Below are 12,589 nucleotides of genomic sequence, written 5' to 3'. Positions count from 1 at the left end.
GCGCACCTCTTTCTACTTGCTGCGCGCATGTTGATGGGCGGCAGGAGCGAATGCAATCCCGCTCCGGCGCGGGGCTTGGCCCTAGGCGGAAATATCCCGCGGGGCGCCCCTCAGGACGCGCCCTTCGGCCGGGGCGTGCGCGCCTTGTTGTAGTCGGACCAGTCGGTGATCTCCGGGTACCACGTCCGGCGCCAGGCCTTCACCCTCGGGTTCATCACTCGCCGCCAGACCGGCGGCACCATCGCCGCCATGGTCATCAGCGGATAGCCGTAGGGCAGCTGCGGCGCCTCGGCCTCGGCGTAGGTCTGCAGGAGCGGGAAGCGCCGGTCGGGCTTGTAGTGGTGGTCCGAGTGGCGCTGAAGGTTGATCAGCAGCCAGTTGGTCGCGGTATGCGCCGAGTTCCACGAATGGTGCGGCTTCACGTGCTCATAGCGCCCGTCCCCGAGGTGCTTGCGGGTCAGCGCGTAATGCTCGACGTAGTTGGTGAGCTCGAGCTGCCAGATCGCCACCCCCGCCTGCACGAGGAAGAGCACCAGCCCGCCCCAGCCGCCGAGGACCAGCGCCAGCGCCAGCATGGCGAGCTGCAGCACGAGGTAGAGCCAGAACGGGTTGCGCCGGTGCCACCACGGCAGCCCGCGCCGCGCCAGCAGCGCCGCCTCGGCACGGAAGGCCGAGACCGGGCATTCGCGCAGCACGCGCGGGTAGTAGCGGTGGAAGCCCTCGTTGTAGCGCGCGGTGACCGGATCGCGCGGCGTGCCGACCCAGAGGTGATGCACGAGCAAATGCTCGGAGCGGAAATGCGAGTAGAGCACCATGGCCAGCAGCCAGTCGCCGAGCCGCCGCTCGAGATTGTTGCGCTGGTGCAGAAGCTCGTGGGAATAGACGATCCCCACCGTGCCGGTCATCACCCCGGTGCCGAAGAAGACGCCGAACTTCTCCCAGCCTGTCAGCCCTTCGTTGCCCGCCACGTACCAGATCAGCGCGAACAGCGTGACGAACTGCACCGGCGCCCAGAGCATCACCCCGGCGCGATACCAGAAGAGGTCGCGCTCCTCGGTCTGCGGGTCGGCGTTCTCGGCGTTGAGCCCCAGCGCCGCGTCGAGCGCCGAGAAGAGGTACCACGTCGCCAGCGGTGGCAGCAGCACCCAGAGCCCGCCCTTCAGCGCGCCGAGCCAGACCAGCACCGGCAAAAGGTAGACCAGCCAGAAGGGCGCGGCCGCCGTCCAGCGCGCCAGCCTGCTTGCGGAAATCGTCGAACCCATGTCCATCGTCACATACCCATCTTCTCCCCCGGCTGGCACGGCGCGTTGCAGGGGCGGTTGCGGGCAGACTGTCCCGATCGGGGCTTTGCGGTCAATGCGGCGCGCGCGCCGGTCAGGGTGACGTCAGAGCAAAGGCCTTGCGCATGACGGTCGGCAGGTCCTCGGGGTCGAAGATCCCGGCCTCGACGAAATCGCCGCGCTCGGGGGCGCGCTCCATCGGCACCAGCGCGGTCTTGACGGTCAGGCGCAGGTGGAAATGGGTGAAGGTGTGGCGCGCCTCGGCGTTGAGCGTCTTCCACTCGGCGCGAATGGGGGGCGCATCGGCCGGGGCCTCCTCGGACCAGTCCGAGCCGGGCCAGCCCAGCATCCCGCCCAGAAGCCCGCTGTCCGGCCGCCGCTCGAGCAGCCAGGCGCCGTCAACGCGCTTCACGAGGTAGGCGATGCCGTGGCGCGTCGGCTTGCGCTTCTTCGGCGCCTTCTTGGGGAGCTCCGCCATGCTGCCCACGTCCCAGGCGGCGCAGGCGCCGCGCCAGGGGCAGAGCCCGCAGGCCGGGTTGCGCGGCGTGCAGATCGTGGCGCCAAGGTCCATCACCGCCTGCGCGTAGTCGCCGGGCCGCTCCTGCGGCGTCAGCGTGGCGGCATATTGGGTCAGCACCGGCTTCGACTGCGGCAGCGGCATGTGCTCGTCGTGGAGCCGCGCCATCACCCGCTCGACGTTGCCGTCGACCACCGTCTCGGGCAGGTCGAAGGCGATCGCCGCCACCGCCGCCGCCGTGTAGGGCCCGACGCCGGGCAGCGCGCGCAGGCCCTCCAGCGTCTGCGGGAAGACCCCGCCATGCTCGTCCGCCACCGCGCGGGCGCATTTCAGCAGGTTGCGGGCGCGGGCGTAATAGCCGAGCCCCGCCCAGGCGGCCATGACGTCGGCGTCCTCTGCGGCGGCGAGGTCCGACACCGTCGGCCAGCGCGCGGTGAAGGCCTCGAAATAGCTCTTCACCGCGGCGACGGTTGTCTGCTGCAGCATGATCTCGGACATCCAGACGCGGTAAGGATCGGGCCTCACCCCCGCCGCGCGCGCCGCCGGGCTCACCCGCCAGGGCAGGTCCCGGGCGTGGCGATCGTACCATGTGAGCAGATCTGCGGCCCGCGCCGTGTCACGCGCGGCTGACATTCCCTTGATCATCGACGACAAAAGCGATTCCCTGCTGGCATGCGGATGCGGGGCCACTAGAATAGGTCCGCAGAGAGGGATTCAAGATGGCACGGCGCAACACCTCAACATACGGCTTCGCAAAGACCTCGGGGCTGCTCAACGCGCAGATCCGCAAGGCCAGCGAAAGCCGTGGCTTCGCGCAGTCGCGCCTGCTGACCCATTGGGACGAGATCGTCGGCGCCGACATCGCCGCCATGGCCCGCCCGGTCGAGGTCAGCTACGCGCGCCAGCAGGGGCTCGGCGCGACGCTGACGCTGCTGACCACCGGCGCCAACGCGCCGCTGCTCGAGATGCAGAAGGAACAGCTGCGCGAGAAGGTCAACGCGGTCTACGGCTACAACGCCATCGCGCGCGTCCGCATCACCCAGACCGCCGCCACCGGCTTCGCCGAGGGCCGCGTCGCCTTCGGCCATGCGCCCAAGGCCGAGAAGCCCGAACCCTCGCCCGAGATCAAGGCCGAGGCGCACCGGGTGGCAGAAGACATCCATGACGAAGGCCTGCGCGCCGCGCTCGAGCGGCTCGCCGGCAACGTCATCTCGAAATCGCGGCAGTAGCGCCGTGGGCAGACACGCGGCCCGCAAGGCCGCAGGCAAGGCAACCACAAGAGGACCTTACATGACCCGCATTCTTCCCGTCGCCGCGCTCGCGGCCACTTTCGCCCTTGGTGGCGGCTGGCTGCTCGACGAGGCCCGCACCACAACCGCGGGCGTCGCCCTGCCGGGTGCGGCCAATGCGCAGGAGGCGAGCAGCGAGGCCAGTGCCGCGGAGACCGCGCCCGAGATCGTCGAGATGGTGAAGGGCGACGTGAACGCCCCCGTCGAGATCATCGAATACGCCTCGTTCACCTGCCCGCACTGCGCGCGCTTCTCGAACGAGGTGCTGCCGCAGATCGACGAGAACTACATCAAGACCGGCAAGGTGAAACTGGTCTACCGCGACGTCTACTTCGACAAGTACGGCATGTGGGCGGCCATGGTCGCGCGCTGCGAGCCCGCGAAGTTCTTCGGCATCTCGGACATGATCTACAAGACCCAGGGCGACTGGGTAAAGGCGGGCTCCGACCAGGGCATCGCCGACGGCCTGCGCAAGATCGGCCTGATGGCCGGCATCGGCAAGGACCAGCTCGACGCCTGCATGAACGATGGCGCCAAGCTCAAAGCCCTCGTCGGCTGGTACCAGGAGAACGCGACGCGCGACAACATCACCGCGACGCCCTCCTTCCTCATCGACGGCAAGCCCTACTCGAACATGTCCTACGAGGACTTCGCCAAGGTGCTCGACGAGCATTACGAGGCGGCCAAGTAAGACCCGGCCCCGGCATCGAAAGGCGCGTCCCGCGGGGCGCGCCTTTTTCGTGGGCGGGACGCAGGCAGCGAAGTTTCATGGGATTTTTCCCGGCGCGACGCGGTGCCCTGTGGCCTTTCCCCGCGCCGCGAGATAAAGCGCGGGCGTACTCGAAGTGCCCAGTATTTCATCGAAAGTGAGTCCGCTTTGGCGAAAGAAATCGAGCGCAAGTTCCTCGTGGCCAATGACGGCTGGAAGGCGGAAGTTGCGCGCAGCGAGCGCCTGCGGGACGGGCTGATCGCCGCGGAGGGCGGGCGCAAGGCCCGGGTCCGCTTCTACGACGGGCGCGCCACGCTCTGCATCAAGGGCAAGCGCGACGGGCTCTCGCGCGACGAGTTCGAATACCCGATCCCGGCCGAGGACGCCGAGGAGATGCTCGCCGCCCATTGCGGCGGCGACGTGGTCGAGAAGACCCGCCACCACATCCCCCGGGGCGCGCTGGTCTGGACGGTGGATGTCTACGAGGGGCTGCTGGCCGGCATCATCGTCGCCGAGGTCGAACTGCCCGATCTCGACACGCCGCTGCCCCTGCCCGGCTGGATCGGCCGCGAGGTGACCGGCCTGCAGGAATACCGCAAGGTGAACATGCTGGCGGCGCGCAAGGGCAGCAGCGGGACCGACGCGGCCTGAGCGCCCGCCCCCCGGCAATGCAAAGGGCCCCGGGTCATCGCGACCCGGGGCCCCTTTGCTTCAGCGCTTTCCCGGCAGGGACCGGCGGGCCGCTCAGCCCGCCTCGTCCACCCGCATCAGCCGCTGCGCCAAGGTCTCGACCCCGCCCAGCCAGCGCGTGACAAGTCTGGGATCGGACGGCGCCGCCGAAACGCCGGGCTTGATCTCGCGGTTCAGCACCGCCTCGATCGCCCAGGACACCGGCATCGACACCAGCCGCGCCATGGCCGAGCCGCGCGCGTCGCCCCAGGCGTCCATCACCCAGGTCTTGTGCCAGACGGTCTCATCGGCCTTCTCGGCCTTGAGCGTGACGCAGAGCACCACGCGGTCGGGCTCGCCCTCGGCATAGGCGTTCTGCGCCAGCAGGTCCGCGGCCATCTGCGCCAGCCGCGCGTCATCCGCCGTCTCGACCTCGGCGAAGATCTCCTTCCAGGCCTCGGACCAGCCGTTGAGCCGCAGCGTGCCGCGCACGAAGTCCTTCACCTTCCAGTCCGCGCCGAACTCGTACTGCTCGAGGAAGGGCAGCGAGTCGCGGTTCGGGTAGACCTCGAAGCTCTCGGGCGGATCGAGCGGCGCGTCGTAGCGGGTCAGCGCATCCCAGGGCCGCGCCACCTTCAGCTCCTCGAAATGCCGGATCGAGCGCGACGGCGAGCGCAGCGCCTTCAGCACGCCGACCGGCGCCCAGGAGAACTTGTAGCGGAAGGCGTTGGCCTCCTTCGGCACGCCGCCGCAGTAGCTCAGGAAGCTGACCTCGTTCGCGGGATCGAAGGCGTCCGAGGCGCGGTAGTCCGCCACGAGGTCATGCGCCATCAGGTGGTCGATCCCCGGGTCGAGCCCGACCTCGTTGACCAGCGCCACCCCGGCCGCCTTGGCCTTGGCATCGAGCCCGCGCATCTCCGGCGAGATGTAGGAGGACGAGACGAAATGCGCCTTCCTGGCGATGGCGATCTCGGCCAGCATCACGTGCCAGTCGCCGGGCAGCATCGAGACGATCACGTCGCCCTCCTGCACCGCCGCCTCGACCGCGTCCGGGGCGAAGGCGTGGATGCGGTCCGTCAGGTCACCGACGGCCTCGCGGGCCTTGGCCTCGGTCCGGTTCCAGACCGTCACCTCGTGCCCCGCCTCGATCAGGCGCCGCAGCCCCGGGACCGACGAGAGCCCCGTTCCGCACCAGTGAATCATGCAAGTTCCTCCTCAAGATAAGTCGTGTAGGTCGCCGCCGCCCGGCCCCAGACGCCGGCATCCAGTGCGGTCAGGGTCAGCAGGTGCGGCAAGAGCTGGGCAGCGAAATCCTCCGAGCTCTCGCGCGGCAGCAGCGAGGGCAGGTTGTCGATCGCCATGACGTCGAGCGGCGGCGCGTCATGCACGCGCAGCGCCGGGGACTGCCAGTCGGTGACATGGCCGTAGACCTTGACGGGCGAGAAGTCGCTGTCGGGATCGCAGGCGATGTCGCCGATGGCGCGCAGCCGGCGCGGATCGGTTGTCGCAGAGGCCGGCACGAAGACCGGCGTGCCCGGCCGCGCGAGGATGCAGTTGAAGAAGACCTCGTGGTCCAGAACCTCGGGGAAGGGCCCGCCATGCGCGGTCTCGGCCATGTCCCACTGGGTGACCTCGACACCGGCCTTGCGGCAGAGGTCCCCCGCCCCGGTGCCGACGCGCCCCAGCGCGCCGATCACCATGGCCCGCGGCCGAGCCCCGCCCGCCGCGTCGAGCGCATCGGTGACCGCGGCCTCCATCGCGTCGGCGTTCGGCCAGACCGAGACCGGGCCGCAGATCCCGCCCTGCAGCTGCGCCGCGTAGGCCAGCAGCGTCACCGCCGCCCCCGCGTAGCCCGCCCAGTAGCCGAAGGCCGCGACGCGCCGGCCGCTCTCGTCGACGAGGTACTCGAGATCGTAGAGCGCCCCACCCCCCGCGACGAAGCGCTTCAGCAGCACCTGCCCGGCCGGCTGACCCTTGAAGGCATGGCCGAACATGATGTGGCGGTGGCGCAGCGGCGTGCCGTCCTCGGGCAGTTCCTTGAGGCCGAAGATGATCGCCTCGGCGGGCGCGTCCGGCCAGCTGTTCTCGGGCGCGATCTCGGCCCCGGCGGCACGGTAGCCGTCGATGCCGATGACTCGGGCGCGGCTTTCCTCGACGGTGACGCGGACCCCCGCGGCGATCAGCGCCTTCACCCCCTCGGGGGTCACGCCCACCCGGTCCTCGTTCTGCCGCTGCTCCGCGCGCACCCACAGATGTGTCATCCGTCTCTCCAAAGCCAAACTCCCCGCATTGCTACCCAAAAGGATTCGCCGGGGGAAGGCGGGGCTCAGAGATGGGTGCGCGCCAGTGACCGTTCTGCCCCTTCGAGGTGCGGCACGGCGTTGAAGAGCGTGAGGCAAAGCCCGGTCGAGAGCGGCTGGAAGCGGTGCAGCGAGGTGTTCTCGATGGCAAGGCAGGCATGGGCCAGCGCCTGCATCTCGAGCCCCATGGTCACCCGCATCGCCATGCCGATGAGCCCGCCCGAGGTCACCACCACGGCGCGCCCCTCGCCCGCGGCGATCTCGGCCAGCACGTCGCCGACCCGGCTCTCGAACGCGGCGAAGCTTTCCGGCGCGCCCTCGAGCCGCCCCTCGCGCCAATAGGTGAAGAGCGTCGGCAGGTGGCGGATGAAGCCCTCGCGGTCGGGCGGCAGGGCGATGCCGTGCTGCTGGTCCATGAGCTGCGCCATGGTGAAATATTCCAGCTCGTCGAGCCGCGCGTCCTGCACCACCTCCAGCGCCAGCCCCATCTCGGCGGCGGTCTCGCGGTGGCGCTGCAGCGTGCCGCAATAGGCGCGGGCAAAGACCTCGCCGGTGCCGCGCAGGTGATCGCCCAGCCAGCGCGCCTGCTGGCGGCCGAGATCGCTCAGCCGGTCATAGCTGGTCTCGTCCTTGGCATGGGTATTGGCCTGCCCGTGCCGCACGAGGGTGACATGCGACATGTCCTGCCCCTTTCATCTTTCGTCAAGTACTCCGGGGGTGCGGGGGCAGCGCCCCCGCTCCGGGCCCGGGTCAGCAGAAGTTCTCGGGCCCGACGTGCTGCTGCGCCGAGTAGCGGTCGCCATGCGCCCAGCCCACCGGCAGCACCGCGTCGATGCGCGCGAGATCCTCCTCGGTGAGGCGCGCCTCGAGCCCGGTCAGCAGCTCCTTGAGGTGCGCCACCGAGCGCGTGCCGGGGATCGGGATCACGTGATCGCCCCGGCTCAGCAGCCAGGCGATGGCCAGACCCGCCGCCGGCAGTCCCATCTCGGCGGCGAGCGCGCGGAAGCGGTCGGTGAGCGCGAGGTTGGCCGCGAGGTTCGGCGCCATGAAGCGCGGGTTGCCGGCGAGGAACGGGTTGGCCGCGATGGTCTCCGCCGGGATCGGGCTGTCCGTCAGCAGCGAGCGCCCGACCGGCGAGAAGGCGACGAGCGCGGTGCCGAGCTCGGCGCAGGCCTGCGACAGCCCCAGCTCGGTGAAGCGGGTCGCGAGCGAGTATTCCGACTGCACGGCGGCCACCGGGTGCACCGCCGCCGCGCGGCGCAGGGAACTCGGCGCGATCTCGGAAAAGCCGAAGCTCGCGGTCTTGCCCTTCGCCACCAGCGCCGCCAGCGTCTCGGTCACCTCCTCGATCGGCCGCGCCGCCTCGCGCCGGTGCACGTAGAAGAGATCCACTTGCTCGATCCCCAGCCGCTTCAGCGAGCCGTCGAGCTCGGCCTCGAGATGCGCCGCCGAGTTGTCGAAGGCGCGGTTGCCCTGCGCGTCCTTGGTGATCCCCGCCTTGGTGGCGATGTGCAGCGTCTCGCGCGCGCCGGGGTTGGCCTTGAGCCAGGCCCCGATCGCGCTCTCCGAGCGGCCCATGCCGTAGACGTTGGAGGTGTCGATGTGCACCACCCCCGCCGCCGCCGCGGCATCGAGCACGGCGAACGAATTGGCCTCGGTGGTCGGGCCGTAGAAGTCGGCGAAGGACATGGCGCCGATGCCGAAGGCAGGAAGCTCGGGCCCCGCAGGCCCCATGCGGACGGTCTTCATGCTCATCCCCTCACCCGTTCCACGCTGCGCGCCTCGACCGCGGCGATGGCGGCGGCCACGGCGGCCTCGACGTCCAGCTCCGACGTGTCGATCATCAGCGCGTCCTTCGCCGGCTTCAGCGGCGCGTCCGCGCGGGTGGCGTCGCGGTGGTCGCGCTCGCGGGTCTCGGCCAGCACGGTCTCGTAATCGGTCTGCGCCCCGCCGGCCACCAGCTCGTCGTAGCGGCGGCGGGCGCGCACCTCGGCGCTGGCGGTGACGAAGAGCTTGGCCTCGGCCTCGGGGCAGATCACCGTGCCGATGTCGCGACCGTCGAGCACCGCACCGCCGTCGCGCCGGGCAAAGGCACGCTGGAAGTCGAGCAGCGCCGCGCGCACCTCGGGGATCACCGCCACGCGCGAGGCGGCCTGGCCGACGGCGGCGCTGCGCAGCCCCTCGACGCCGAGGTCCTGCGGCCGCAGCGCGCGCGCCGCGAGGATCGGATCGGTGCCGTCGAGCATCTTGCGCCCGACCGCGCGGTAGAGCAGCCCGGTGTCGAGATGGGCAAAGCCGAAATGCGCCGCCACGGCGCGGCTGATCGTGCCCTTGCCGGCGGCTGCCGGCCCGTCGATGGCGATGGTGAAGGCCATGGCCGTCCCTTTCTTTCAGATCGCGGCCTTTATCGCGCGCGGGGGCGCGTGCTTCAAGCCGAAGCGGCCGCTGCGCGCGGGGGCGTGCCGCTCAGCCCCGCGGCCCCTGTTTCCAGAGCCCGAAGAGCCCCACCCCGCAGACCGCCAGCAGCACGAATTTCAGCCGGGTGAAGAGGCTCGACCACTCGACCAGCGCGTGATCGAGCGCCACCGGGCCGCGCAGCAGCATCTCGTTGACCATCAGGTTCTCGGCGGCATCCGCCCCCATCCAGGCCAGCGCGAGGAAGAGGAAGACGCCGCGCCGCCACCAGGCCCGCCCGCGCGAAAGGTACCAGGCGCCCATCATCAGCGTGACGCCGAAGACCACCCGGAAAGCGGCGCCGAGCCAGCGCATCTCGAGCAGGTAGACCGCCCGCGCATCGTCACCCAGCGCGACGAGGTAGCGCTGCGCCTCGCCCACCGTGTAGCCGAAGGCGCGCAGGTCGAACGGCAGCTGCCCGCCTGCCCCGGGCCAGAGCACGGCCCAGGTGAAATAGCCCATGTAGAGCAGCAGCGCCGCGGCCAGCGCCGCGACGACGGGCAGCAGCCGGGTCACGCCTCGCGGCCCAGGTCCGCCCCGAGCCCGGTCATCAGCGTCTCGAAGATCGGGAAGGAAGTGGCGATCGGCCCGCCGTCGTCCACCCGCACCGGCGCCTCGGCGGCAAGGCCCATGACGAGGAAGGACATGGCGATGCGGTGGTCGAGATGGCTCTGCACCGTGGCCCCGCCGGCGACGTCGCCGAAGCCGCGACCATGCACCGTCCACCAGTCCTCGCCCTCGTCGACCTCGACACCGTTGAGCCGCAGGCCGGTCGCCATGGCGTCGATCCGGTCGCTTTCCTTCACGCGCAGTTCCTTGACGCCCGGCATGTGGGTCTTGCCGCTGGCAAAGGCCGCGACCACGGACAGCACCGGGTATTCGTCGATCATGCTCGCGGCGCGCTCGGCGGGCACCTCGATGCCCTTGAGGTTCGGCGAGAACTTGGCACGCAGGTCGGCGACCGGCTCGCCGCCCTCCTCGCGCATGTTCTCGAAGCTGAGGTCCGCGCCCATGTCCTGCAGGGTGAAGAAGAGCCCGGCGCGGGTCGGGTTGAGGCCGATGTTCGGCACCAGCACGTCCGAGCCCTCGGTGATGAGCGCGGCGCAGACCGGGAAGGCGGCCGACGACGGATCGCGCGGCACGATGATGGTCTGCGGCTTCAGCTCGGGCTGGCCGACGAGCGTGATCACCCGACCCTCCGAGGTCTCCTCGGTGGTGACCTTGGCGCCGAAGCCGGTCAGCATCCGCTCGGAATGGTCGCGGGTCGCCTCGCGCTCGATCACCACGGTCTCGCCGGGGGCGTTGAGCCCCGCCAGCAGCACCGCCGATTTCACCTGCGCGGAAGGAACGGGGGTGGCGTAGCGCACCGGGATCGCGGCTTCCGCCCCGACGATGGTCATCGGCAGCCGTCCGCCCGAGCGCCCGTAGGCGCGCGCGCCGAAGAGCGCCAGCGGGTCGGTGACGCGGGCCATCGGCCGCGAGTTCAGCGAGGCGTCGCCGGTGAAGGTGGCGGTGATCGGGGTGGTCGCCATCGCGCCCATGATCAGCCGCACGCCGGTGCCCGAGTTGCCGCAGTCGATGACGTTGCCCGGCTCGGCGAAGCCGCCGACGCCGACGCCGTGCACGTGCCAGGTGTCGCCACGCTTCTCGACCTCGGCGCCGAAGGCGCGCATCGCCTTGGCGGTGTCGAGCACGTCCTGCCCTTCGAGCAGGCCGGTCACCTTCGTCTCGCCCACCGCCAGCGCGCCGAGGATCAGCGACCGGTGCGAAATGGACTTGTCGCCCGGCACATGCGCCTCGCCCTTAAGACCCGCGGACTTGCGGGCAATCATCGGAATGGGGTCCCCGTGGCTCGACATGGCGCCTCTCCTGTTATCGCTCGCGCGCCTGATAGCAGCGCGTTGCGCCTGCGTCCATCGCCCGCGCGCTGCATCGTTCCGCAAAGGAAGGCGCGGGTCCGCGCAAGCACGCGGCCAAGGCTTGCCTCCCCCGCGACCGCGCCCTAGGTGTGATCTCAGGGAGCGAGACACACAGCCGGAATCCCTCCCGATTCCCGAAAAGACGACGGATTGTCATGACCGACAGAGCGGCCCAGACCGCGCCTGCCTCGATGGCCGGCGCCGACCCCCAGATTTCGGCCCGCATGGTGCTCTTCGCGCTTGCCATGGGCGGCTTCGCCATCGGCACGACCGAGTTCGCCGCCATGGCGCTGCTGCCCAACTTCGCGCATGAGCTCGGCGTCAGCGAGGCGCGGGCGGCGGATGCGATCAGCGCCTACGCGCTCGGCGTGGTGGTCGGCGCGCCGGTGCTGGCCGTGGCCGGGGCGAAGATGCGCAAGCGCATGCTGCTGATCTGGCTGATGCTGGCCTTCGCGACCTTCAACACGCTCTCGGCCATGGCCCCGACCTTCGGGCTCTTCACCCTCGCGCGCTTTGCCTCGGGCCTGCCGCACGGCGCCTATTTCGGCGTGGCGGCGCTGGTCGCCGCCTCGATCGTGCCGCGCAACAAGCGGGCGACGGCGGTGTCGCGGGTGTTCCTCGGCCTCACCCTCGCCACCACCATCGGCGTGCCCGCCGCAAGCTGGATGAGCCAGTACATCGGCTGGCGCTCGGGCTTCGTGCTGGTCGGCGCGCTGTCGCTGGCGACGGCCTTCGCGGTCTATCTCAAGGCCCCGCGCACCCCGGCCGATCCGCGCGCCAACCCGCTGCGCGAGCTCGGCGCGCTGCGGAACCGGCAGGTCTGGCTGACGCTGGCCACCGGCGCCATCGGCTTCGGCGGCTTCTTCGCGGTCTACACCTACATCGCCTCGACCGTGCAGACGACGCTCGGCGCCTCCGAGCACATGGTGGCGGTGATGCTGATGGCGGCCGGGGTCGGCATGACGATCTTCAACCTGCTAATGGGGGCGCTGGCGGACCGCAACCTCAACCTCACCGCCTTCGTCTCCTTCGGCGCGGGGGCGATCGTGCTGGCGCTCTTCCCCGCCGCCGTCGCGGGCGGGCTCTGGACCATGGGGCTTGCCGTGCTGTCGATGAGCGTGCTCGGCGGGGTCTCGACGGTGATGCAGACGCGGCTGATGAACGTCGCGGGCGAGGCGCAGCAACTTGCCGCCTCGCTGCACCACGCCGCCTTCAACGTCGCCAACGCGCTTGGCCCGTTCCTCGCCGCGCGGGTGATCGCCGCCGGCTACGACTTCCCCTCGGCGGGCTATGTCGGCGCGGCGCTGAGCGCGGCGGGCTTCGTGCTCTTCGCCATCACCCTGCGCGACGCGCGGCGCAGCGGGCTCGAGTGACACTCGGCCCGAAATAAGAACGCCGTCTTCCGCCGGGCGCCTCCGGCGGGAGAGTTTCCCGGTCCCGCCCCGCTGGAAA

General features: G+C 70.5%; 13 protein-coding genes. 4 read left to right on the top strand and 9 right to left on the bottom strand.

The window, feature by feature from the left end; all coding sequences use genetic code 11:
• Positions 1-110: 110 nt before the first annotated feature.
• Both PVT71_RS21095 and mutY read right to left on the bottom strand, forming a co-directional pair.
• Positions 111-1,262 (bottom strand): alkane 1-monooxygenase, encoded by a 1,152-nt coding sequence (locus tag PVT71_RS21095; protein ID WP_353474444.1) that lies wholly within the window; start codon positions 1,260-1,262, stop codon positions 111-113.
• Positions 1,263-1,374: 112 nt separating this feature from the next.
• Positions 1,375-2,430, bottom strand: a complete 1,056-nt coding sequence (gene mutY, locus PVT71_RS21090) for an A/G-specific adenine glycosylase (RefSeq protein WP_353474443.1) — start codon at positions 2,428-2,430, stop codon at positions 1,375-1,377.
• 86 nt (positions 2,431-2,516) lie between these two features.
• Between mutY and PVT71_RS21085 the strand changes: the two genes are divergently transcribed.
• The 3 genes from PVT71_RS21085 to PVT71_RS21075 all read left to right on the top strand — a co-directional run bounded on the left by PVT71_RS21085 (position 2,517) and on the right by PVT71_RS21075 (position 4,446).
• Positions 2,517-3,026 (top strand): DciA family protein, encoded by a 510-nt coding sequence (locus PVT71_RS21085; protein ID WP_353474442.1) that lies wholly within the window; start codon positions 2,517-2,519, stop codon positions 3,024-3,026.
• A 61-nt stretch (positions 3,027-3,087) separates the two neighbouring features.
• Positions 3,088-3,777, top strand: coding sequence for a DsbA family protein (locus PVT71_RS21080; RefSeq protein WP_353474441.1), 690 nt, complete (start codon positions 3,088-3,090; stop codon positions 3,775-3,777).
• 186 nt (positions 3,778-3,963) lie between these two features.
• Positions 3,964-4,446: a CYTH domain-containing protein gene (locus PVT71_RS21075; RefSeq protein ID WP_353474440.1), complete on the top strand. Its 483-nt coding sequence runs from the start codon at positions 3,964-3,966 to the stop codon at positions 4,444-4,446.
• 93 nt (positions 4,447-4,539) lie between these two features.
• On the opposite strand, the gene PVT71_RS21070 is transcribed toward PVT71_RS21075, so the two are convergent.
• From PVT71_RS21070 to aroA, 7 genes are all read right to left on the bottom strand, one after another.
• Complete coding sequence (locus PVT71_RS21070; RefSeq protein ID WP_353474439.1) at positions 4,540-5,667, bottom strand: saccharopine dehydrogenase C-terminal domain-containing protein; 1,128 nt, start codon at positions 5,665-5,667, stop codon at positions 4,540-4,542.
• A complete protein-coding gene (locus PVT71_RS21065) occupies positions 5,664-6,725 on the bottom strand; it encodes a saccharopine dehydrogenase (protein ID WP_353474438.1) in 1,062 nt (353 codons plus the stop codon). The genes PVT71_RS21070 and PVT71_RS21065 overlap by 4 nt, the downstream gene beginning before the upstream one ends.
• Before the next feature lie 65 nt (positions 6,726-6,790).
• Complete coding sequence (locus PVT71_RS21060) at positions 6,791-7,444, bottom strand: histidine phosphatase family protein (protein ID WP_353474437.1); 654 nt, start codon at positions 7,442-7,444, stop codon at positions 6,791-6,793.
• A gap of 70 nt (positions 7,445-7,514) precedes the next feature.
• Positions 7,515-8,513, bottom strand: coding sequence for an aldo/keto reductase (locus PVT71_RS21055; RefSeq protein WP_353474436.1), 999 nt, complete (start codon positions 8,511-8,513; stop codon positions 7,515-7,517).
• Between the two features lie 2 nt (positions 8,514-8,515).
• Positions 8,516-9,139 (bottom strand): d(CMP) kinase, encoded by a 624-nt coding sequence (locus PVT71_RS21050; RefSeq protein ID WP_353474435.1) that lies wholly within the window; start codon positions 9,137-9,139, stop codon positions 8,516-8,518.
• 91 nt (positions 9,140-9,230) lie between these two features.
• A complete protein-coding gene (locus PVT71_RS21045) occupies positions 9,231-9,734 on the bottom strand; it encodes a hypothetical protein (protein ID WP_353474434.1) in 504 nt (167 codons plus the stop codon).
• Positions 9,731-11,077, bottom strand: a complete 1,347-nt coding sequence (gene aroA / locus PVT71_RS21040; protein ID WP_353474433.1) for a 3-phosphoshikimate 1-carboxyvinyltransferase — start codon at positions 11,075-11,077, stop codon at positions 9,731-9,733. Before aroA ends, PVT71_RS21045 begins: the two co-directional genes overlap by 4 nt.
• Positions 11,078-11,292: 215 nt before the next feature.
• Between aroA and PVT71_RS21035 the strand changes: the two genes are divergently transcribed.
• Positions 11,293-12,510, top strand: coding sequence for an MFS transporter (locus PVT71_RS21035; RefSeq protein WP_353474432.1), 1,218 nt, complete (start codon positions 11,293-11,295; stop codon positions 12,508-12,510).
• Positions 12,511-12,589: the final 79 nt, after the last annotated feature.

Source organism: Salipiger sp. H15, assembly GCF_040409955.1.
In the GTDB taxonomy this organism is placed as follows: domain Bacteria; phylum Pseudomonadota; class Alphaproteobacteria; order Rhodobacterales; family Rhodobacteraceae; genus Salipiger.
The sequence above is the reverse complement of the archived record's forward strand: the minus strand, read 5'-3'. Positions and strand labels throughout refer to the sequence as shown.

Excerpts from the sequence above, each read along its gene's own strand:
- PVT71_RS21095 (WP_353474444.1), bottom strand. The coding sequence starts at position 1,262 with ATGGGTTCGACGATTTCCGCAAGCAGGCTGGCGCGCTGGACGGCGGCC.
- mutY (WP_353474443.1), bottom strand. The coding sequence starts at position 2,430 with ATGTCAGCCGCGCGTGACACGGCGCGGGCCGCAGATCTGCTCACATGG.
- PVT71_RS21085 (WP_353474442.1), top strand. The coding sequence starts at position 2,517 with ATGGCACGGCGCAACACCTCAACATACGGCTTCGCAAAGACCTCGGGG.
- PVT71_RS21080 (WP_353474441.1), top strand. The coding sequence starts at position 3,088 with ATGACCCGCATTCTTCCCGTCGCCGCGCTCGCGGCCACTTTCGCCCTT.
- PVT71_RS21070 (WP_353474439.1), bottom strand. The coding sequence starts at position 5,667 with ATGATTCACTGGTGCGGAACGGGGCTCTCGTCGGTCCCGGGGCTGCGG.
- PVT71_RS21065 (WP_353474438.1), bottom strand. The coding sequence starts at position 6,725 with ATGACACATCTGTGGGTGCGCGCGGAGCAGCGGCAGAACGAGGACCGG.
- PVT71_RS21060 (WP_353474437.1), bottom strand. The coding sequence starts at position 7,444 with ATGTCGCATGTCACCCTCGTGCGGCACGGGCAGGCCAATACCCATGCC.
- PVT71_RS21055 (WP_353474436.1), bottom strand. The coding sequence starts at position 8,513 with ATGAAGACCGTCCGCATGGGGCCTGCGGGGCCCGAGCTTCCTGCCTTC.
- PVT71_RS21050 (WP_353474435.1), bottom strand. The coding sequence starts at position 9,139 with ATGGCCTTCACCATCGCCATCGACGGGCCGGCAGCCGCCGGCAAGGGC.
- aroA (WP_353474433.1), bottom strand. The coding sequence starts at position 11,077 with ATGTCGAGCCACGGGGACCCCATTCCGATGATTGCCCGCAAGTCCGCG.
- PVT71_RS21035 (WP_353474432.1), top strand. The coding sequence starts at position 11,293 with ATGACCGACAGAGCGGCCCAGACCGCGCCTGCCTCGATGGCCGGCGCC.